The sequence below is a fragment of the Alkaliphilus serpentinus genome, assembly GCF_009017255.1.
Taxonomy (GTDB): domain Bacteria; phylum Bacillota; class Clostridia; order Peptostreptococcales; family Natronincolaceae; genus Alkaliphilus_D; species Alkaliphilus_D serpentinus.
In genome coordinates this window covers 63,075-84,923 of sequence record NZ_WBZB01000016.1, presented here as the reverse complement: position 1 = coordinate 84,923, position 21,849 = coordinate 63,075, and the positions used below count along the sequence as shown (strand labels likewise).

General features: G+C 37.2%; 18 protein-coding genes. 1 reads left to right on the top strand and 17 read right to left on the bottom strand.

Going from position 1 to position 21,849, the window contains the following annotated elements:
- Positions 1-222: 222 nt before the first annotated feature.
- From F8153_RS06500 to F8153_RS06485, 4 genes are all read right to left on the bottom strand, one after another.
- Entirely contained in the window at positions 223-1,329 is a 1,107-nt protein-coding gene (locus F8153_RS06500) for an endonuclease/exonuclease/phosphatase family protein (RefSeq protein ID WP_151865568.1), read from the bottom strand.
- Between the two features lie 167 nt (positions 1,330-1,496).
- The gene (locus tag F8153_RS06495) at positions 1,497-1,943 is read right to left on the bottom strand and encodes a GatB/YqeY domain-containing protein (protein WP_151865567.1); all 447 of its coding nucleotides are present in this window, start codon (positions 1,941-1,943) and stop codon (positions 1,497-1,499) included.
- Between the two features lie 20 nt (positions 1,944-1,963).
- Positions 1,964-2,146, bottom strand: a complete 183-nt coding sequence (gene rpsU / locus F8153_RS06490; protein WP_151865566.1) for a 30S ribosomal protein S21 — start codon at positions 2,144-2,146, stop codon at positions 1,964-1,966.
- Positions 2,147-2,274: 128 nt separating this feature from the next.
- Entirely contained in the window at positions 2,275-2,622 is a 348-nt protein-coding gene (locus F8153_RS06485; RefSeq protein ID WP_151865565.1) for a histidine triad nucleotide-binding protein, read from the bottom strand.
- Between the two features lie 419 nt (positions 2,623-3,041).
- On the opposite strand from F8153_RS06485, the gene F8153_RS06480 reads away from it, so the two are divergent.
- Positions 3,042-5,513: an ABC transporter substrate-binding protein gene (locus F8153_RS06480; protein ID WP_151865564.1), complete on the top strand. Its 2,472-nt coding sequence runs from the start codon at positions 3,042-3,044 to the stop codon at positions 5,511-5,513.
- 226 nt (positions 5,514-5,739) lie between these two features.
- On the opposite strand, the gene F8153_RS06475 is transcribed toward F8153_RS06480, so the two are convergent.
- The 13 genes from F8153_RS06475 to lepA all read right to left on the bottom strand — a co-directional run bounded on the left by F8153_RS06475 (position 5,740) and on the right by lepA (position 21,834).
- Entirely contained in the window at positions 5,740-6,945 is a 1,206-nt protein-coding gene (locus F8153_RS06475; protein ID WP_151865563.1) for an ABC transporter permease, read from the bottom strand.
- Between the two features lie 6 nt (positions 6,946-6,951).
- Positions 6,952-8,130: an ABC transporter permease gene (locus F8153_RS06470; protein WP_192929694.1), complete on the bottom strand. Its 1,179-nt coding sequence runs from the start codon at positions 8,128-8,130 to the stop codon at positions 6,952-6,954.
- A gap of 117 nt (positions 8,131-8,247) precedes the next feature.
- Positions 8,248-9,312 (bottom strand): DUF6583 family protein, encoded by a 1,065-nt coding sequence (locus tag F8153_RS06465; RefSeq protein WP_151865561.1) that lies wholly within the window; start codon positions 9,310-9,312, stop codon positions 8,248-8,250.
- 82 nt (positions 9,313-9,394) lie between these two features.
- Complete coding sequence (locus F8153_RS06460) at positions 9,395-10,108, bottom strand: ABC transporter ATP-binding protein (protein ID WP_192929693.1); 714 nt, start codon at positions 10,106-10,108, stop codon at positions 9,395-9,397.
- A 98-nt stretch (positions 10,109-10,206) separates the two neighbouring features.
- The gene (mtaB, locus tag F8153_RS06455) at positions 10,207-11,511 is read right to left on the bottom strand and encodes a tRNA (N(6)-L-threonylcarbamoyladenosine(37)-C(2))-methylthiotransferase MtaB (protein WP_151865559.1); all 1,305 of its coding nucleotides are present in this window, start codon (positions 11,509-11,511) and stop codon (positions 10,207-10,209) included.
- Complete coding sequence (locus tag F8153_RS06450; protein WP_151865558.1) at positions 11,512-12,267, bottom strand: 16S rRNA (uracil(1498)-N(3))-methyltransferase; 756 nt, start codon at positions 12,265-12,267, stop codon at positions 11,512-11,514.
- Complete coding sequence (prmA, locus tag F8153_RS06445) at positions 12,260-13,213, bottom strand: 50S ribosomal protein L11 methyltransferase (RefSeq protein WP_151865557.1); 954 nt, start codon at positions 13,211-13,213, stop codon at positions 12,260-12,262. The genes F8153_RS06450 and prmA overlap by 8 nt, the downstream gene beginning before the upstream one ends.
- Before the next feature lie 132 nt (positions 13,214-13,345).
- Entirely contained in the window at positions 13,346-14,485 is a 1,140-nt protein-coding gene (gene dnaJ, locus F8153_RS06440; RefSeq protein ID WP_151865556.1) for a molecular chaperone DnaJ, read from the bottom strand.
- A gap of 354 nt (positions 14,486-14,839) precedes the next feature.
- Positions 14,840-16,675, bottom strand: coding sequence for a molecular chaperone DnaK (dnaK, locus tag F8153_RS06435; protein ID WP_151865555.1), 1,836 nt, complete (start codon positions 16,673-16,675; stop codon positions 14,840-14,842).
- A 57-nt stretch (positions 16,676-16,732) separates the two neighbouring features.
- A complete protein-coding gene (gene grpE, locus F8153_RS06430) occupies positions 16,733-17,335 on the bottom strand; it encodes a nucleotide exchange factor GrpE (RefSeq protein ID WP_243136921.1) in 603 nt (200 codons plus the stop codon).
- 91 nt (positions 17,336-17,426) lie between these two features.
- Positions 17,427-18,455 (bottom strand): heat-inducible transcriptional repressor HrcA, encoded by a 1,029-nt coding sequence (hrcA, locus tag F8153_RS06425; protein ID WP_151865554.1) that lies wholly within the window; start codon positions 18,453-18,455, stop codon positions 17,427-17,429.
- A 180-nt stretch (positions 18,456-18,635) separates the two neighbouring features.
- The gene (hemW, locus tag F8153_RS06420) at positions 18,636-19,790 is read right to left on the bottom strand and encodes a radical SAM family heme chaperone HemW (protein WP_151865553.1); all 1,155 of its coding nucleotides are present in this window, start codon (positions 19,788-19,790) and stop codon (positions 18,636-18,638) included.
- Between the two features lie 235 nt (positions 19,791-20,025).
- A complete protein-coding gene (lepA, locus tag F8153_RS06415; protein WP_151865552.1) occupies positions 20,026-21,834 on the bottom strand; it encodes a translation elongation factor 4 in 1,809 nt (602 codons plus the stop codon).
- Positions 21,835-21,849: the final 15 nt, after the last annotated feature.

Below are 21,849 nucleotides of genomic sequence, written 5' to 3'. Positions count from 1 at the left end.
TTAGCAAAAAAGAACAAAAGCATTTCATGCGTTAAATTTCTATGGTTAAAATGCTTTTGTTTTCCAGAGAACCCATGCGTTCTCTAGGGCGCTTCCCTGTACTCTCCTTATTTCTATAAGGGGGTTACCCCCTTAAAATCCCCCATTTAATAGGAAAAAAGAAAACTTTCCTATTAAATAAAAAAACCTTCCTTTATGGAAGGCTGAGATCACTTTACATTGTTATGGCAAAGTAAGCTTAACCTCTATGGGATAATGATCAGAGGCTCTACTTTTTATTACTCTATAGTCCTTTAATTCAATGGTTGGGGATATAAAAATATAATCTATCCGGCCTGAAATAAAGGGAAAATCAAGGGTAGGTTGTTGATCTTGGCCAGCAGCATAGCCTGTATCCAGCATCTTCTTACTGATGCTTCTAATATCTTCATCCCTAGATGAAGAATTAAAATCCCCTACAAGGATGACCTCTTCTGTAAGGGTTTTTGTATAATCCTGTATTACCCCCATTTGTTTTGCCCTTTCAGCAGAGTTTAGTCCCAGATGGGTAGATAGAAAATGTACCTTTTTTCCATCAATATCGATATCCGCCCTTAGGAGCCCCCTTTGTTCCCGCCTGCTGGGTAATAAAAGATTTTCGCTATAGGTAATGGGATATCTACTAAGGATTCCATTCCCATATTTTCCGCTCAGAAAATTTACATTTTCACCATAAACATAATACATAGATAATCTATCGGCTAAGTATTTTAGCTGATTTCTAAATTTGGATCTATAAACACCTTTATCGATTTCCTGAAGACCAATAATATCAGCTCCGCTGGCTTCAATCAGGTCTGCAATGGTATCTAAGCTATCTCCTCCTAGTAAGCTTTTGCCGTGATGAATGTTATATGACATTACAGATAAGTCCCTCATCATCTTTAATTCATTCCCTCCAATAGCAGCACTGTTTATATCTATTGTTTGTATTTCCTGCATATTATATAGCTTGCTACTACCATTAGGAGGGTATACTGAAAGCTTAGAAAAGTTCTCTAACTGCCCCTTTGATCTTGTTATATAGAAATGGTTTCTTTTATTTCCAGCATGATCTGTTTTTTTTATAGGTTGATTTAACACCGCGTAATGCACAGATTGATTTTCATTGTTTATTGCCTCTGCCACTACTTCCTCTAAGGCACCCGCCGTTACTATTTCAATATAATGGATTTGATCTCCATTCATATACTTCAGTACATTTATATCCTCTTGGGATGTAACATTCATTAAAAAGCTAGATACCATAACAAATATTATCATTGCTGCAACTATTGCCATCTTTTTCATGAATATCACCCTTTCCCTTTTTAGATATGTATCTAATTATAGCATAGGATCTAAGGGGTATTAAATCGGTAAATAATTCAAAAAATTTAAAAAAGGAAGGTAATTCAAGGGTTACCTTCCATATTGGCTAAATTAATAAACCCGGATATAATCCGGGTTTTAAATCATTAATTTTGTAAATGCTCTTTTACAAATTGGTTAACAAGTTTTCCATCGGCCCTACCCTTAAGTTTTGGCATAAGGGCAGCCATAACCTTACCCATTTCCTTTATAGAAGTAGCATTTAATTCTTTAACTGTTTCACTAACAATCTTTGCGATTTCTTCTTCTGATAACTGCTCAGGTAAGTATGTCATCAAGATTTTAAGCTCATCTTGAGTTTGAGCTACAAGGTCTTCTCTTCCGCCTCTAGTAAACTCTTCTAGGGCATCCTTCCTCTGTTTAACCTGTCGAGTTATTATGTCAATTATTTCTTCATCATTAAGCTCAACTCGTTTATCAACCTCAACTTGCTTGATGTCAGAGCGAATCATCGTAACTACATTTTTGCGAAGGTTGTCTTTTTCCTTCATTGCTTCCTTCAAATCAGCAGCTAATCTTTCTTTGAGGGTCAATTTATTCACCTCTACTTATACTAGAATTTCTTGCTTTTATTACGGCGAGCAGCCTCTGCTTTTTTCTTACGCTTAACGCTTGGCTTTTCGTAATGCTCTCTCTTTCTAACCTCTGAAAGGATACCAGACTTTGCACATTGTCTCTTAAATCTACGAAGAGCACTATCCAAGGTTTCATTATCTCTAATTTTTATCTCTGACATTTACTTCTCCCTCCCTCCGCTAGCACCCCTGCGTGCTTTATCATAGCAACATATATGCTATATTGCTGTGGGATTATTACAATACCTTGTTATTATACATTAAATATTTAGGTTATGCAATAAAAATTTTAGCCTAATGATAACTGAAGTTGTTGGCCTCCTAATATATGAAAATGCAAGTGGGTAACACTTTGTCCTCCAAACTGACCACAGTTATTTACGATTCTATATCCCTTTGAATCGAGATTAAATTCTTTAACCAAATGGTGAATTGCAGTAAATATTTCGGGTATAAGCTCCTTTATCTGAATGGCTGTTAAATCTGTTGCAGAAGGAATATGCTCCTTTGGGATGACAAGCAGGTGAATGGGAGCCTGAGGATTAATGTCCTTAAAGGCAACCACATGCTGATTTTCATATAATAACTCACTGGGTATTTCACCCTTTGCAATTTTACAAAAGATACAATCTGACATGATACACCTCCTTATCTAGTATTTAAATATTATTTCAACAGAGGAGAAAAAAATCCTTCTTTAGACTGTTGATACTTTATATTATGGTTATTTTATCAGTCAGTAAACTATTATCTTCATTTTATCCCTTCAATATACTTAGAACCATGGTCATATGCCTAAGATCGGGGTTTTATATTCAATTTATTATACATAATACATGATATGATTTCAATCTACCTATTGCATTCTTCATATGTTATAGGAAGGATTTATCATTATAGTATTAGACTATTTCAGAATATATAGTTGTGTACATTGAAAGAAAGATAAAGGTGGAATAACAGGAATAAAAAACTATTATTGCTAATTTGACAGATTTATTATAATATTTACTTAATATGATTTAATTCGTGGATTTTTGATAAGGGGGATGGTTTATGTTTTCATTTGCTAAGAAGAGAAGCAAAACAGATACTGCCAAAAATAATGTATTAGATGTGGAATTTCAACATGATAAAGAAAAAAAGTTCAATATCTTAAATCATAATCAAAGTATCAATGTCAAAAAACTCTATAATCGTATTGAAGAAGCCGGTTTTGCAACAGATAACCTAATCGATGTTATTAACACCATCTCAAAAAATGTAGAAATCCAAATTAAAGCGGTGGATATGTTAACTGAGGCAATGGATAGTTACTCAGCCATATCACAAGAAGTTTTTGCAAGTACTGAGACCTCAGCAAATATCGCAGCGGGAACTATGGAGATTGCAAAGGAAGGTAATATTGCTGTAAACAATTCGATAGAAGCCATGAAAGAAATTGAACAATCAGTAGGTTACATAAGAAATGTCGTTGGGAACCTTGAAGATAAAGCCAATGAAATCGATAAAATGTTAAACATTATTAAAGATATATCAGCTCAAACCAATCTCTTAGCTTTAAACGCAGCCATAGAAAGTGCCCGTGCTGGGGAGGCTGGTCGAGGTTTTGCTGTGGTAAGTGAAGAGATTAGAAAATTAGCTTTAAAAAGTGATGAATCTGCTAGAGAAATATCTACCACCATCCAAGATATTAAAAGTAGTGTTATAGCAACAACTGAAACAATTGATTACAGCAGCGCAAAGGTGCAACATGGAGTTGATATAGCCAACGAAACCACCTCAGTGTTTAATAAAATCATAGACTCCATCCAACATACCTCCGAAGTTACAAAAGAAATCAGTACGGCAATCCAAAGTCAAACAGAAAACTTAGAGGATGTTGTTGGACAGGTGGACCATATAAATAGCGCATCTTTAGCTACCATGTCTTTAGTCGAAAAAGCCCTTATGAATACTCAATATACCCAAGCCTCAATAAGTAAGATGACGGAAACAGCTACCTACTTAAAGGGCTTTACCGATAGTATTGTAAAGGAAAAGTCCAGTAAAGTCGAAGAAACATACAGCATTACTACTACCACTCAAGAGCTAGAACAACTTAACCCTATAATGGCCTTCGATCAAAGCAGTGCTAACATATTTAAGAGCGTATATGTAGGCCTGCTGGTTTCTGATGGAAATGGGAATGTGTTGCCTGGCATCGCTAAAAGTTGGCATTTAGATCAAGACAATAAAACATGGATATTTAACCTGAGAAAAGGAGTTAAGTTCCACAATGGCAAAACAGTAACCATCCAACATGTTATTGATTCCTTTGAACGACTTCTTAGCCCTAAAACGAATTCACCCAATGCATGGTTCTTAAACCCCATAGATGGAGCTAAGGAATATAATCTAGGAACAGCAGATTCTATCAAAGGCATTAGGAAACTGAATGACTATGCGTTGGCAATCACTCTGCAAAGTCCTTATAGTGGCTTTATATTAAACCTAGCCCAACCCTGCTGTGCCATTTTTGATACAGAGGACTATAATAAGGGTATTTACACAGGATGTGGGCCCTACAGATTTATTATTGATGAAGTTGAAAAAAAATATATCCTTGAAGCCTTTAAAGACTATTTTGGTGGACAACCCTATGTTGATAGAATTAATATCCGCTATGATGTAACAAGGGAAGCCGACTTGATGGAGGAATTTTTAGCAGGAAAGATTGATGTTCTAACCTTCAAGAATGGTGCTAATCTAGAAAGGCTGAAGGAAAATGGATTTGAGAAGAATATTAGAATTAAGGATGCTATGACTACCTCCTACTATGGTTTTAACTTTGACAGAAAATCAATTTTCTCTGAAAGTAGAGAAATAAGGCAAGCAATCAATTACGCAGTTAATAGGCCTAGAATGATTTCTGAGGTTCTAAACAATCTTGCTTCTGAGGCAAAGGGCGTCTTCCCTCCTGCCATTGTTGATAACTCATATCTTAAGGGCTTCCCCTATAACATTAACAAAGCTAAAGCATTACTAAAGGCTGGAGGTTATAATGGACAAACCCTAAAACTGCTTACAAGGGAATCAGATAAGCAATTAGAAAAGAAAGGTATGACGGACTATATCATAGAAGACCTAACTCAGATAGGAATAAAATGCGAGAAGGTTTACGTGGAAGCAAAGGAATATATGAAACCCAATAGTATTGCAAAGGCAGATCTTTATACAATGGGTTGGGTGGCAGATACAGGGGATGCTGACAATTACTTAGAACCCCTATTCACTCCTGATAACTATACCAACTTTGGGAAGTATAATAATCCAAAGGTTGTCTCATTAATGAAGGAAGCTAAGGAGATCATTAATCCAACTAAGCGGCTAAATATGTACAAGAAAATTCAAGATGTAATTATTGATGACTGCCCTTGGTTATTCCTGCATCATCCACAAAACTCCTTTGTTCAAAGTGACCGAGTAGATAATGTTCAATTGGACCCATCGGGTCGGCTACAATTCGAAGATATGATTCCACTTTAAAACTCTAAACCTTCAAAGAAAGTTTCAGAAGAATTTTATATTTTAGATATATCAACAGGAAGGAGCTTTGATAGATTATCAACAGCTCCTTCCTTTTATACTCTATTTTTTATACCTTATTTTTCAACTAACACTTTTCATTCTTCATTCTTAACTCTCAATTTATACCTCCAAATTCCTTTAGTTTATAGTATGAATCAACCAGTATTATAATACAGATTTTAACCTAATTAACTAAAGCCTTTATCCTTATATTACTGATAATCATTAATAATAGTGCAGCTGCTACTATCATGATAAAATATAGCACCACTCCATTAAAATTGTTTAATACAGTCATTTTAAACATCTCCATAGTAATTCCCTGAGGTGTAAATAATGCTAATCTCTGTAGGATTTTAGGCATCAAATCCACCGACCAAAAGCTTCCTCCAATGACAGAGGATAATATCACAAAAATGGAGTATTTATTTTGTAAATTTTCCCCTCTATAAGAGAAGGTAGATATTAGAATTACTAACGAAGAAATCAGTAGAAGGTATGCAAAAACCGTTATTGTCAAATAGATATATGAAACATCTAAATATAAATCAAAAAACTGATTTAGTGTATAAAACAAAATACACCCTTGGAAAGACAAAATAATTAGCAGAGGTATGATATTACCTAAAATCAAAGTCTTTGATGAATTGGTTATCAGATATAGTCTTTTAAAGCTTTCAGATTTATGCTCCTTCGAAAAGGCTCCTAGGCCATATATCCCAGATAAAGCTAAGAAAGTAATTAATACACCAAAGGGGCCTTCTGAAAAGCCCACAATATTGGTTTTTTCATCGGAGGTCTGATTTAAATATAAGGATTGATATTCTAACTTCATAAGCTGCTGCGGATACCAGTAGGACTCAGAATGATTGTATACCTCCATCCATAGTTTCTCTTTCTCATCTTCAGTTAATGACCTTTCCTTATCATATTCCTTAACAATGATATTAGCAGCTCTAGCATTGGATTGTAGCCTAACCAGTCCACTGGCAATTATTTCACTAATGGCATCTGCTCCATAGGAGTTTGAAGATTTTAGCACATCAATTTCTGGATTAGAATCCTTTTTGATTTCAGCCTGAAACCCTTTTTTGATGATGTAAGTTCCCTCCACCTTATGTTCCTTTACAAGGTTTAATCCATGCTCTTCATCAGTTTCTAGGACTTCCAGTAGTTCTTCATTTTTAATTAACTCTATAAGAAATCTTGAAAATTGGCTATTATCCTCATCTACAATGGCTATTGGAATCCTATCACTAGCGGTTTTAGGGCTATATATGCTCCCTGCCAGGAGGGTGAAAAGTAAGGGAATGATAAATACCGTTAACCAAGCTGTTCTAGACTTTAATAGACCCTTAAGCTTAAACAGAGTTATGATTAGAATCTTCATTTATCGTCACTCCTTTCCTTTGGTATAAGCTGTATATGCTAATATCATTGTAATGAAAGCAAAAATCATCATGATTACCAAAGGTTGTAAGCCATCTACAATGTATTTACCCGAAAAGCTAATAACACTTGCCATTACCCAGTAATGTAGGGTTAAAAAGGAAATCTCCTTTATGTAATCTGGCAGATACATGTAGGGAATGAATCCCCCACCAATGATTACCGAAGTCATAATCCCTATACTACCTACGTATTGAAATTTATCTGTTTGGTAAATCAAAACAGACCCAGCCATTGTTAAGGATGTAATTACAAATACACTCACCAACAATATGCTACCTGAATATACCCAAGACACATTGAATTTTGCCTCCAAAAAATAGGCAATTGGAATAAAAAAGATTGAACCTTGAACTAGGGTTATTATAAATAATCCAAGGGCCTTACCTAAAAAATATTTCCTTGGAGAAACTCCTGCCAGAAATATTCTATCTGTTACCCTCTGCTTCATATCCTCAATTATTTCTTTGCCATAAGAAACTCCCTTCAGCATGATGATTACCAAGACCACCGATATGCTGTAAAAAATCACTGGTGGAATGCTATTAATCCCGGGTAAGGTTTTTTTCTGAATGGTATTAGACCTAACAAAATAAGCCCTAAGGGTGATATCATTGATTACAGCTTCTATTTTTTCCCTTCGTTGGTTTCTATCCATACCCATTTCAATATAATAATCCCAAACTGCATTCACTGCACTTTGACCTGCTGAGACACTTTTCATATAACTCTCCATAATAGATTTGATCATATGGGCCTTTACTGGATGCTTTAGGCTGGTAATTAGTCTAACAGAATGATTGGTGCCTTCTTCTAGACTATTTATAAAGCCATCGGGAATAATGACGGCTGCCACAGCCTTGTCGGTTCTAACAAGCTTTTCAGCCTCCTCTTCCCTTTCCAATACTGTAATATCCACTAGGCTTGCAAGGTTTTTATCCTCTTCTACCTGATAAACAAGGACTTTGGATAATTTATGAGTATCCTGATTAACCACAATCACTTCAAAAGGTTCCAAATATATGCCATTATCAAATAGTCCCTTTAATCCATAAGACAAAAAAGTTAATGAAATCAATGGAAGCAAAATATAGATTATGAGTTTTTTCCAATCATGAAAAGCCATCTTTATTTGATTAAATGATATTACTAAAATTTCTCTCAAATAATCACCCCAAAGTTATAGTTAGAAAAAGCTGGTATTTAACCAGCTTTTTCTTTTTAACCTGTTGTATTAATCTAATTAAAACCCGTATAATAATTCAAATACATCTATACTATTTTCTTCATTGATCTCTGGTATTTCTATAGTAACAGGCTTGTTGATGTTCCATGCATCTGAGGTTACATTAAATGTAACATCAAAGGATTCTTCGCCTTCGGTTACCGCTATGGTCATCTCCATTGTAGATCTAACTGTATAGTCATTTTTATCAACATACATTTTGGTTTTAAGCCCTGATTTTGCAAAGTCGACAACCTCTGCCATTTCTTGAAAGCCTTGGTCAATTGCATCTTTAGCTTCCTGTGGGTCCATTGCATTTAACTCTTCTTCAAATTCTTCCCTAGTCATTAAAGGGTCACCACTCTTAACCATTTCAAAAACTAAATCTCTAAAATCTTTATCCTCTAGCAAGTCTACTACTCCAAGGGCAAGGGTCTTCATTTCTTCCATTCCGATGTTCAATTGGATCTCTTCTACCTTAACAGATTCTCCGCCAATCTCGATTGTAGAGGAACCATTTTTAGTTAATGCATTTTCCCCTAACTTATCAATTACAGTATTGAATAGTTTCACTGCAATTTTTTGTGTTTCTTCTATATTGGTCATATCCATTGTACTACCTTGCATTTCGGCCATTTCCTTTAAATCCATAACCAAATAACCATCTGAAAGTCTTGGATCTCCAAGAAATTGCGTAAGGAAAGGCATATGGATTGCTAGCTTTTCATCATACATATACATCTCACCATAAAAGGCCATGCCACCCATATCTGCATTGAACTCAATTGCGTGCTTCTGTTGATCTAGGTCTGATGTATAATTAAAATCTACTTTTAAATTATTGATCATGTTTAGGATTGCAACAGCATTTGGATCATTTAAGCTAGTTACATCGAGTCCATCCATGTTTACATTTAATGTTAGCTCCATACTACCCTGTGAAGTTTTTATTTCTGTTTGCTTTTGAATTACATCCGTCAACATTTCCTTTGCACTTCTACTAGGCTTTGAGCAACCTCCTAAAATCATAGCGGAGGCTAAAAGTACAATCAGTAAAATCGACATTATTCTTGTTTTTTTCATAGGTCTTCCCCCTAAAGTTATATTTATCTACATTATTCATGGTACCACAGGGGGAAATTAAAGTCCATATTCATTACAAAATTCAATCTATTAAATTATCTTCATACAACAGATCTTCATTTAAAAGAGCGGATTTCAATTGGTCTCTTTCCTTCAAGGAGGTCATCCTTCCATCCTTTAAAACTAAGATTTTTGAGCAGACCTTTAGAATCTCATCGTAATAATGGGAGGAGTATAGAACTGTAACCCCACTGTTTTTCATACTGTTTACCGCATTTAAAATTTCATTTCTAGATTGTGTATCGATACCTACAGTAGGTTCATCCATAATTAATATTTCTGGTGAACTCAGCAAGGCAGCTGCAATATTTACCCTTCTTTTCATTCCCCCAGACAATTCTTTAATTTTTTTACCTTCCTTTGTGGATATTCCCGTTAGTTCACAGACCACTTCAATCTGTTTTTTAAGTTTATCCTTCTTTAAGCCATATAATCTTCCAAAGAAGCTTAAATTTTCATTGGGGGTCATATCCAAATATAATGCAATTTCTTGAGGTACCAAACCAATCCTCGTCCTTAAATCTTCAATTTCCTTATTTTCATCATTAAAATAGGTTATTGTTCCTTCAGTGGGCTTTAAAAGAGTTGCACAAAGAGTCATTAATGTGGACTTACCAGCACCATTGGGTCCCAGTATACCCAATACCTCACCACCCTCTATAGAGAAGCTTATATCCTCTAAAACCTTATTTTTCTTATAGGCATAACCTAAATTACTGCATTTTATGATTTCCATGTTATTCCCTCCAGTAAAGTAGATGATCAAGCTATAACCTATTGTATCATAGTAGATTATTAATAAAAAGGAAGGAGCATCCTTCATTCTTCATTTGCCTACTCCACGATACTTCCAATAATCGAATCCTTCCAGATTTCATGAAGGGTAATTCTTCTTATTTCCCCTTCCAGAGGATCCTCAGACTTTACCAGAACCTTTAAGTAATTTTCCGTTAAACCTTCTGTATATCCCGGTTTGTCTTTGACTTCTGCTTCAAAAAGGACCCCTTTAATTTCTCCTAAAAACTGACGTTGATACGCTACCCTCATTTCCTCACCTAGGGTAATGAGCTCCTCACTTCTTCTATGCTTTTTCATACCATCCACCTGTTGCTGATAATCTGCTGCAGGGGTACCCTTTCGAGGGGAGTATTTAAATACATGGATATCACTAAAGGCCATTTCCTTAACAAATTCATAGGTTTCTTTAAAGTCTTCCTCTGTTTCACCAGGAAATCCTACAATGATATCGGTGGTAAGGGCAATTTTAGGATAAACCCTTCTTATGGCCTGGACAATTTCTCTATACTGCTGGGTTGTGTATTTTCTATTCATAGCATGCAATATTTTTTCAGAGCCGCTTTGTAGGGATAGATGAAAATGCTGACAAACCTTTTCTAGAACTGAAAGCTCCCTTAAGAAATCCTCAGTAAAAAGGGTGGGCTCCAGGGAACTTAAGCGAATCCTTTCAAGGCCTTCAATAGCATGGATGCCTTTTAATACCTCGATTAGAGCGTCCTTTTCTTTAAAATCCTTCCCATAGGAGGCAACATGAATTCCTGTTAGTACAACCTCTTTAAAGCCATTGGCTACAAGGGTTTTTACTTCCTTTAGAATGTCCTCCTGCCTTCTACTCCGCACCGGCCCTCGAGCATAGGGAATAATACAATAGGTGCAGTACTGATTACAACCCTCTTGAATTTTCAAAAAGGCCCTTGTCTTCCCCTTTATTTCTGCCACGGTCATCTCTTCAAATTCCCTAACCTTCATAATATCATCAACAATATTAATTTTTTCATCGGGCTTACATTCTTCAACATATTCAACAATTTTATTTCTGTCATTGGTGCCCATGACTATATTAACCCCTTCAATATCCATCACTTCATTGGCGGCGGTTTGAGCATAACAGCCTACAACAGCTACAATGGAATTGGGGTTGTTTCTTTTTACCCTCCGTATAAACTGCCGGGATTTTTTGTCCCCTATGCTGGTTACAGTGCAGGTATTTATCACATAAGCATCGGCAACCTCTGTATCGGCAACAACGGTATAGCCTGCCTTCTGGAAAAGCTCAGTCATTGCTTGGGTTTCATATTGATTTACCTTACAGCCTAAGGTATGAAAAGCTACCTTTTTCAATTAAAGCCCTCCTAAATCTCCCAGCTGGTACATAATCATTGAAAGAAGTGCAAAGCCAGCTGTTTCTGTCCTTAGTATTCTGGGTCCAAGGGTTACGATATGAAAGGCATCTACTGCTGTCCTTTGAACCTCTGCTTCTGTATAGCCTCCTTCGGGTCCAACCCAAATTCCTATAGAGTGAACCTTTGGTTTTCCTGAAAGGGTACTCTTTAAGCTGATATTACGTTCCCCTTCATAGGCTAATATATTCATTTGATTGCCTTTACTGTGGTTTAGAGCCTCAATAAAGGATAAAGGCTCATGAATATCTGGGATAATGCCCCTTTTGCTTTGCTTAGCCGCCTCTAATGCGATTTTTTGCCATCTCTCAGTCTTCTTTTCTTTATCCTTTTTACTCTCCAGCTGAACCACCGTTCTATCAGTTAATACCGGAACGATACTAAAGATCCCCATTTCTGTAGTCTTTTGTATAATTAAGTCCATTTTGGACCCCTTTGGCACCCCTTGGTATAGTGTTACCTTTATTGGAGCCTCTGTAGAAATTTTTACTTGTTCTAGATATTCTACTAAAACCATATCCTTTTGAAGATCTTTTATCTCACCAATATATTGATATTTTTCACCATCGCAAATTTCAATTTTATCTCCTCTACTAAGCCTTAGAACCTTTGAAATATGTTTAACGTCCTCACCAGTTATGGCAATTTCCCTCAAAGATTCATTTACCTGTTTAGGCTCTACAAAAAATCTATTCATGGTTTTCACCCTTTTTTTTAGATATAATTGCAGCCCATTCACCCATCTGATTTACTTCAATTATTTCAAGTCCATTGGCAATAAGCTCCTCTTTAACGAGATCCATTTTTTCTGTAATAATGCCAGAGGCAATAAAAACACCTTCCTCCTCCATAAAGGATGAGATTTCCTTAGAAAGTAATATGATGATATCTGCAATAATGTTGGCTACTACAATATCTGCCCTTTCATTTATAGTATCCATCAAATTGCCATGCTTTATAGTTACAATATCCTCCACTCCATTAATAGCCACATTTTTCTCTGCAACTGCAACTGCTGTTGCATCTAAATCTACTGCAATTACCTTACTGGCTCCAAGCTTTGCAGCAGCAATGGATAAAATTCCACTTCCACAGCCGATATCAAAAACCTTGGAGTTTCCTTTTACGTATTTTTCCTGTGCCTGGATACACATTACGGTGGTTTCGTGGGTGCCTGTTCCAAAGGCCATACCGGGATCAAGCTCTAGGATGATTTCATCTCCTTGACTTTGATATTCCTCCCATGTGGGTTTTATAACTATTTTATCGGAAATTTTGACGGGCTTGTAGTATTGTTTCCAAGCTGAACTCCAGTCTTCCTCTGAAACCTCAATCGTAGTGATTTCCCCAATCCCTATATCCAGGCCAAATTGAGGTAGCAATTCAACGGATTTTCTTATAAGTTCAATTTTATCCACTAAATCAGCAGATGCTGGTAAGTAGCCTTTAACAATGGCACCCTCGTAATCCCTTATTAATAGGGCTTCATCAACATAATCCCACGAGGTTTCTTCTTGCTTCATAAATAAAAAATCTTTAGGATCTTCAATTGCAACACCATTGGCCCCGGCATCATATAAAATATTGGTTACTGCCTCCACTGCCTCAGTTGTGGTTTTTATTGCCACCTCTGTCCACTTCATATAATCACATCCTTAATCATCTTTCCTTACTTACCTTATCATATATTTTATCCATTGTTATGGCAATATCAACATTTTTATTTTAAATAAATAAAATGCGACAATGAGAAGACTCCCCCTGTCGCATATAATTTATACCCCAAAGGCATCCTTTACCTTATCGAAAAAGCTCCTTCTTTGCTCATGAACCTCTTCTCCGCCTTCAGCAGCAAATTGCCTTAAAATGTCTTTTTGTTTCTCCGATAGCTTTTTAGGAATTTCAACAATAACCTTCACATATTGATCTCCCTTACCATATCCCTTAGGACTGACAATTCCCTTACCCTTTAATCTAAAAATTGTTCCACTTTGGGTACCTTCAGGTATTTTGTATTTAACCTTACCCTCTAGGGTTGGAACCTCCAGCTCATCACCTAAGGTAGCTTGCACAAAGGTGATGGGGATTTCACAAATAACATCGGATCCATCTCTAGTAAATATAGGATGGGATAGTACCCTGATTACAACGTATAAATCCCCATGGGGGCCTCCCTTTAACCCAGGCTCTCCCTCTCCCCTTATGGGGATTACCATTCCGGTATCAACACCAGCAGGGATTTTTACTTTTATTTTCTTAAGCTTTCGCACCTTGCCCTTACCTTTACAGGTATTACATGGCTCGTTAATAATCTCTCCCTCACCATGACATTGGGGACAGGTTTTTACATTTACGATTTGTCCAATGGGAGTTCTTTGAGCATAGCGTATTTCACCAGTTCCTTTACAATGGCTGCAGGTATGCTTTTGGGTACCTGGTTTAGCTCCTGTACCATTGCAGGTATCACAATTATCATATTTATGGAATTCTACCGTCTTTTCTGTACCAAAGGCAGCCTCCTCGAAGGAAATCGCTGCTTCATATTTTATATCAGCACCCTTTTGAGGGCCACTTTTTCTTCTTGATGAAAAGCCTCCGCCTCCGAACATATCGAAAATATCTCCAAAAATATCCTCAAAGCCTCCGCCACCAAAGCCTCCAAAGCCTTCAAAACCACCAGCCCCATTACCATTAACCCCTGCGTGGCCAAATTGGTCATATCGCTGCTTTTTTTCAGGTGAACTAAGAATTTCATAGGCTTCGTTTAATTCCTTAAATTTCGCCTCTGCTTCTTTGTCATCGGGATTTCTATCGGGATGATACTTCATTGCCAGCTTTCGATAGGCCTTTTTAATATCATCAGGGTTGGAATTTTTATCTACACCCAGCACTTCATAATAGTCTCGCTTGCTCACCTTCTCACCACCTCTCTTGTCTTAATAAAGCTGTCTAAAATTCATAATTATTATATGTCACTTGAAGGGGTAAATCAAGCTTTTCCTGTCATTATACTCCACTCTATGATCGAAAGAGAAAAAGTTCATTAAAACTCCTATATTCTTAAATAACGAGAAATCTGCGGAGATAAAAATAAAAGAGGGAGAAAATTACGGAAAAGTATTTTCAATGTCTGAGCCGAAGGTGAGTTTTGAAAATGCCCGTAATTTTTGACCTCATCCTGCCTCTTGCCCGAGAGCCAATTTCTCAGTTTTAAAATATAGGAGTGTGTCGATAACCTCAGGACACCCTATGGGTGTCCTGAGTTTTAATTACTTATTCTCGTCCTCTTTTACCTCTTCATATTCTGCATCAACAACATTTTCATCCTTAGGTCCTTCACTAGCACCTTCTTGACCTTCTTGTTGAGAAGCTGTTTGTTGATAGATTTGTTGAGCGATGGCATGGAAGGCATTATTTACATCCTCAATGGCCTTCTTCATATCATCAACATTGTCGGCTTCAATTGCCTTCTTCAATTTTTCAAGCTCTTCCTTAACCTTAGACTCATCCTCTGGCTTAAGCTTGCCTTCAAATTCCTTTAGGGATTTTTCAATTTGATAAACTAAAGAATCTGCTTGGTTTTTAACTTCAATCTTTTCTTTAATCTTTTTATCTTCTTCAGCAAACTTCTCTGCTTCTTTAATCTTCTTTTCGATTTCTTCATTGGATAGGTTGGTTGAAGCAGTTATGGTAATCTTTTGCTCTTTGCCAGTACCTAAATCCTTGGCTGATACATTGACAATACCATTGGCATCTATATCAAAGGTAACCTCAATTTGTGGCACTCCTCTAGGTGCTGGTGGAATTCCGGTTAATTGGAATCGTCCAAGGGTAATGTTATCTGCAGCCATAGGTCTTTCACCCTGTTGCACGTGTATTTCAACTGCTGGTTGATTATCGGCTGCTGTTGAGAATACCTGACTCTTTTTCGTTGGGATTGTAGTATTTCTCTCTATAAGCTTTGTAAATACTCCTCCTAGAGTTTCAATTCCAAGGGATAGTGGAGTAACATCCAGAAGCAATACATCCTTAACCTCTCCAGTTAATACCCCAGCCTGAATGGCTGCTCCAACAGCAACACATTCATCAGGATTTATACCCTTGTGGGGATCCTTACCAGTGATTTTCTTAACGGCCTGTTGTACGGCAGGTATACGAGTTGATCCCCCTACAAGGATTACCTTATCTATTTCACTAGCTGTTAATCCTGCATCACTTAAGGCCTTCTTCATTGGATCTAAGGTTTTTTCAACCAAATGAGCGGACAATTCTTCAAATTTGGCTCTAGTTATATCTAAGGTTAAATGCTTTGGTCCATCGCTGGTGGCTGTTATAAAGGGAAGGTTTATGTTTGTGGTCATAGTGCTAGATAGCTCCTTCTTAGCCTTTTCGGCAGCCTCCTTTAATCTTTGTAGTGCCATTTTATCTTTTCTTAAATCTATGGCCTCTTGCTTCTTAAATTCTTCAGCTATATAGTCAATAAGTACTTGGTCAAAGTCATCTCCACCTAAATGGTTATTTCCACTGGTGGCTAATACCTCAAAAACTCCATCCCCAAGCTCAAGAATGGAAACATCAAAAGTTCCTCCTCCTAAGTCGTAAACAAGGATTTTTTGGTGTTCTTCTGTTTTGTCTAAACCATAGGCTAAAGAAGCTGCAGTAGGCTCGTTAATAATTCTTCTTACATTTAAGCCAGCTATCTTTCCTGCATCCTTTGTTGCCTGTCTTTGACTATCAGTGAAATAGGCTGGCACTGTTATAACCGCATCCGTTACCTTCTCACCTAAATATGCTTCTGCATCTGCCTTTAGCTTTTGTAGGATCATTGCAGATATATCCTGCGGAGAATACTTTTTACCATCTATTGTTTCGCTATGGTCTGAACCCATATGTCTTTTTATTGACATAATGGTTCGGTCTGGATTAATAACAGCTTGTCTTTTAGCAGGCTCTCCTACTATTCTCTCGCCATCCTTGCCAAAGGCGACTATTGAAGGTGTTGTACGATTTCCCTCTGTATTGGGTACAACAACTGGTTCACCGGCCTCTAGCACTGATACGCATGAATTGGTGGTTCCTAAGTCAATTCCTATAACCTTACTCATTTTTGCTACACTCTCCTTTATGAATATTTATAATTATATAATTTACTATTTAAGAAGCTATTTTGCTACCTTTACCATGGCTGGCCTTAAAACCTTATTATTGATTTTATAGCCCTTTTGGAATACCTCTGTAACAATATCAGCTTCAGCGTCAGCTTCTTCTTGTACAACAGCATGGTGAAGATTCATATCAAAGGGTTTGTTTAATGCGTCAATTTCTTCAATGCCATGTCTTCCTAGTGTGTCTGTCAATTGCTTCATGACCAATTGAATTCCTTGGAAAAGCTTATTACTTTTATCCTCTTCAGAGGCGGCAGTAACAGCCCTTTCAAGATTATCTATGATAGAGAGAAGGTCCTCTGCCAATTTTTCGTTGGCATATTGATAGATTTCACTTTTTTCCTTCTCTACTCGCTTCTTATAGTTAATAAAGTCTGCTTGCAATCTTGTCAAACGATTTAGGCAATCCTTTGCTTCATCTTCCTTCTCCACTAGCTGTTTTTTCAATAACTCCACCCCATCATTGGCTCCTTCTTCCTCTTCTGCCTCTTCTCTAATGATCTCTTGTTCTGCATTTAAATTGCTATGTACTTCATCCTCTGTTACATTTTCTCCCCCTATTTTTTGATCCTCTTCCATGACCCTTTTGTTTTTATCCATTTTCTGCACCTGCCTTTTTTATATCTTAATCATCTCTAGTACTAACAAAGAGAGAGTGCAAAATGCCCTTAGCACTTCGCACTATATTATTCTAATATTCATCTTTTAATAACTGATTAATTTGCTTGCTGATTTGACCCATTACACTAATTACATTTGAGTAATCCATTCTAGTTGGGCCAATTAAGCTTAACCAACCAACGGGGGCTCCATTAAGTTTAAAGGTTGCCGTTACCAAACTACAATCCTTCGCCTCTTGACAGGTATTCTCACTACCTATTGAGACAACCATCCCTTCTCCACCGGAGGAAGCAATCAGGCTTCGCAAAAGCTGTTTTTCTTCTAGCATTGTTAAAAAGGATTTTGCCTTAAAGATATCACTGTACTCTGGAAAATTAAATATATTGGTGGCACCATTGAGGAATAAATCAAAGTCATTAATGTCTTCAAGGGTCTTAAAAAGCTCAGGCATAACCCTATTAATGATATTGTTGAATTGGAAGATTTCTTTATCCATATCGTTAGACATCTTATGCTCTATATCCTTAAGGGTGCTTCCAGCCAGTTTATCATTAAGGACCTTTGAAACATTATATATTACTTCTTCATCAAAGCCCCCTTTAATTCTAAGTAGGGGCTTTTTAACGACTCCAGTATCGGTTATTATGATGGCCACTAAGTTTTCGTTATTTATTGGCACCAACTGAAGCTGTTTAAGTCTACTGCCCTTTAGCTGTGGTGTTAGAGCTAAAGTAGTGTAATTGGTAAGTTCGGCTAAAACTCTAGAGCTATATTGCAATAGTTGTTCAAGCTCTCCAAATTGCCTCAGGATATTGGCCTTAATGTAGTCCCTTTGAACCTCTGCTATTTTCTTGATCTCCATTAAGGTATCAACATATAATCTATAGGCTTTGTCGGAGGGAATACGACCAGCAGAAGTGTGGGGTTGCATTAAATATCCCAATTCCTCTAAGTCTGCCATTTCGTTTCGTATAGTTGCAGGACTAACCCCCAAATTGTATCTTTTGGTTATAGTCCTTGATCCTACAGGCTCAGCAGTATAAATATAGTCCTTTATAATGGCCTGCAGTATTTTCAACTTTCTTTCGTTTAACTCCATACTACCACCTCTTTTTATTAGCACTCTTTGTTGTTGAGTGCTAATGGTACCTGTCTTTAAAATATCACTTCATTTTCCATTTGTCAATACCATCATGCTAATTTTTTAAAGTAAAATTACCTTATTTTTTAAGCACAACTATAGCACAATTAGAACCGTCCCCACTGTGCATGTCATTTTTTATTTTTCACTGCTTTGATCAATGATCATTTCACTAAAAACCAAATTTCCTAAATCTAGGCCCTTTGGGGTTAGCTTAACTCTCTCCTTAGAAAGCTCTAGTAACCCCCGTTTTTCTAAATCCGTCAATACCCTTCCATAGATATCTACGGGGGATTTTCCAAAACGTTTGACAAAATCGTCCTGATTTATTCCTTCTAGCATTCTTAGCCCTAAAAACATCGTTTCACTAATTTCATCCTCCCGGGTAAGGATCATGTCTTCTATTATTATATTTTCACCTCTATGAACCTTTTTAATGTAGGCTTCAAGGTTGGCTTCATTAGAAAACCGTCTTCCATTAATACAGGAGTGGGCACCTGCCCCTAAACCCAAATAATTTTGGTTTTTCCAGTAGATGATATTATGCTTACATCTATAGCCTTCTAGGGCATAATTCGATATTTCATAGTGCTCATAGCCCTTTTCCCTTAAGAAACTCATTGTATAATGGAACATTTCTAGCTCCAAGCCTTCTTCCATCTGCTGAAGTTGATTCTCCATTAATAATTTATGAAAGGATGTACCCTCCTCCCATATAAGGCTGTAGGCTGAAATATGGGGAATATCTAATGCAGTAATTTCCTCTAGGGTCCATTGCCAATCCTTAAGGTATTGGCCTGGTAGACCCATCATTAAATCTACATTAATATTTTCAAAGCCCTGCCTTCTAGCTTCTTGTAGGTTCCTGATAAAGTCCTGATAGGTATGTATCCTCCCGAGCTTTTCTAAAAGCCCTTGTTGGCATGCCTGAAGACCCATACTGAGGCGATTGATGCCAGCCCTTCTATAACCATTAAGCTTTTCAGAGTTTAAGGTACCCGGATTCCCCTCCAAGGTTATTTCAATGTCTGGCTGAAGATTGAAGGCCTTATCTATAGCCACCAATAGATCATTAGCCTGCTTGGCCTCCATTAAGGATGGGGTTCCACCCCCTATAAAGATTGATTTGACTGGCCTTTTGTTAACCTCCCTGCTGTAGAGGCTTATTTCCTGTATGAGTCCCTTTAAATAAGCTTCTATGTGGTGATGCTTACCACTAAAAGAGTTGAAATCACAATAATTACACTTCCTTTGGCAAAAGGGGAAGTGGATATATAAGCCTATTGGATCCATGTTATTACCTCCAAACTAAAATGAAGAATGTAGAATGTAAAATATACGTAAAAATTTTCATGGGAAATTTCTATAGTATATTTCTATGTAATCCTTTTAGTGTTAAACTCTTCATTCTTAATTCCTTAATCATTCCTTGTTACTACAAAACCCAGCATTCTCACGTATCTTTATGTACGCTACAATCGCTGGGTTTTCTTGCGCCTAGACTCTGGCGGTTTTAAACAGTCTGGTTTTAGCTATCTAATTTCAGTACTGACATAAAGGCTTTCTGTGGTACCTCAACGCTACCTACCTGTCTCATTCTCTTTTTACCCTCTTTTTGCTTCTCTAATAGCTTTTTCTTACGGGTAATATCTCCACCATAGCACTTAGCTAGAACGTCCTTTCTTAGGGCACTGATGGTCTCTCGAGAGATGATTTTTTGCCCAATAGCTGCTTGTATTGGAACTGGAAACTGATGCCTTGGAATTTCTTCCTTTAACTTTTCACACATAGCCTTACCCCTTGGATAAGCCTTACTTTCATGGACTATAAAGGATAGGGCATCCACCTGCTCGCTATTAATTAATATATCAAGCTTAACCAGCTTAGATTCACGATATCCAATAAATTCATAGTCTAAGGACCCATAGCCCTTTGTTTTAGACTTTAAAGCATCGAAGAAATCATAAATTACCTCATTTAAAGGCAGTTCATAGTGAAGGGTTACCCTGGTAGCATCAATATATTCCATATGCTTCATTTCACCCCGGCGATCCTGACAAAGCTCCATAACAGTTCCAACATAAGTATTTGGTACCATGATGTTGGCCTTTACAATGGGCTCCTCCATCTTATGGATTTCTTGCTGTTTTGGAAGGTTTGCAGGGTTTTGGATCATGACTACCTCACCATCGGTTTTAGTGATTCTATAAATAACACTAGGGGCGGTTGTTACTAAGTCTAAATCAAACTCTCGCTCCAGTCTTTCTTGAATAATTTCCATGTGAAGTAATCCCAAGAACCCACAACGGAAACCAAAGCCTAGGGCTGCTGAGGTTTCAGGTTCGAAAACCAGTGCTGCATCATTTACCTGTAGTTTCTCTAAAGCATCCCTTACATCCTCATATTTTTCTCCTTCTGCTGGATAGATACCACAGTAAACCATAGGGGTTACCTTTCGATATCCAGGAAGGGGTGTATCTGTAGGGTTCTCAGCATCGGTGATGGTATCCCCCACTCTACAATTTCGCACATCCTTTATACTGGCTGCAATATATCCAACATCACCAGCACTTAGGGAGTCCAACTGAATTGCTCCAGGTGAGTATACTCCAACCTCCGTTACTTCAAATTCTTTATTTGTTGCCATCATTTTGATTCTTGTACCCTTTTTAACAGTTCCCTCTACGATTCGTACGTAGGCAATAACCCCTTTATAATTATCGTAGTAAGAGTCAAAGATTAATGCCTTTAGGGAATCCTCTCCACTGCCCTTTGGAGCAGGCACCTTTTCGACTATTGCCTCTAATACATCTATAATATTAATACCGTCTTTTGCAGATATCAACGGTGCGTCACTGGCATCTAACCCTATTATATCTTCTATTTCCCTTTTAATTTCATCAGGACGGGCACTTGGTAAATCTATTTTATTTATAACCGGTATGATTTCTAGATTCTGCTCCAGTGCCAAATACACATTGGCTAAGGTTTGAGCCTCTATACCTTGGGCAGCATCCACCACCAATATGGCTCCCTCACAGGCAGCAAGGCTTCGGGATACCTCATAGGTAAAATCCACATGACCAGGTGTATCAATTAGATTTAAGTAATATTCTTCTCCATCCTTAGCTTTATATATTAAGCGAATAGATTGTAGCTTTATGGTAATACCTCTTTCTCTTTCCAATTCCATATTATCGAGGATTTGATCCTGCATTTCTCGATCACTAACTAGACCTGTATGCTGAATAAGTCTATCGGCTAAGGTAGATTTACCATGATCAATATGGGCTATTATGGAGAAATTTCTGGTTCTTTGTTGTCTTGGACTAGCCATAACAAGTTTCCTCCT

What these genes read in the sequence shown, in the direction of transcription:
- lepA (WP_151865552.1), bottom strand. Translation starts at nt 21,834, where the DNA reads ATGGCTAGTCCAAGACAACAAAGAACCAGAAATTTCTCCATAATAGCC.
- F8153_RS06500 (WP_151865568.1), bottom strand. Translation starts at nt 1,329, where the DNA reads ATGAAAAAGATGGCAATAGTTGCAGCAATGATAATATTTGTTATGGTA.
- F8153_RS06460 (WP_192929693.1), bottom strand. Translation starts at nt 10,108, where the DNA reads ATGGAAATCATAAAATGCAGTAATTTAGGTTATGCCTATAAGAAAAAT.
- F8153_RS06480 (WP_151865564.1), top strand. Translation starts at nt 3,042, where the DNA reads ATGTTTTCATTTGCTAAGAAGAGAAGCAAAACAGATACTGCCAAAAAT.
- prmA (WP_151865557.1), bottom strand. Translation starts at nt 13,213, where the DNA reads ATGAAGTGGACAGAGGTGGCAATAAAAACCACAACTGAGGCAGTGGAG.
- dnaK (WP_151865555.1), bottom strand. Translation starts at nt 16,675, where the DNA reads ATGAGTAAGGTTATAGGAATTGACTTAGGAACCACCAATTCATGCGTA.
- F8153_RS06485 (WP_151865565.1), bottom strand. Translation starts at nt 2,622, where the DNA reads ATGTCAGATTGTATCTTTTGTAAAATTGCAAAGGGTGAAATACCCAGT.
- F8153_RS06450 (WP_151865558.1), bottom strand. Translation starts at nt 12,267, where the DNA reads ATGAATAGATTTTTTGTAGAGCCTAAACAGGTAAATGAATCTTTGAGG.
- grpE (WP_243136921.1), bottom strand. Translation starts at nt 17,335, where the DNA reads ATGGATAAAAACAAAAGGGTCATGGAAGAGGATCAAAAAATAGGGGGA.
- F8153_RS06475 (WP_151865563.1), bottom strand. Translation starts at nt 6,945, where the DNA reads ATGAAGATTCTAATCATAACTCTGTTTAAGCTTAAGGGTCTATTAAAG.
- F8153_RS06465 (WP_151865561.1), bottom strand. Translation starts at nt 9,312, where the DNA reads ATGAAAAAAACAAGAATAATGTCGATTTTACTGATTGTACTTTTAGCC.
- hrcA (WP_151865554.1), bottom strand. Translation starts at nt 18,455, where the DNA reads ATGGAGTTAAACGAAAGAAAGTTGAAAATACTGCAGGCCATTATAAAG.
- hemW (WP_151865553.1), bottom strand. Translation starts at nt 19,790, where the DNA reads ATGGATCCAATAGGCTTATATATCCACTTCCCCTTTTGCCAAAGGAAG.
- rpsU (WP_151865566.1), bottom strand. Translation starts at nt 2,146, where the DNA reads ATGTCAGAGATAAAAATTAGAGATAATGAAACCTTGGATAGTGCTCTT.
- F8153_RS06470 (WP_192929694.1), bottom strand. Translation starts at nt 8,130, where the DNA reads ATGGCTTTTCATGATTGGAAAAAACTCATAATCTATATTTTGCTTCCA.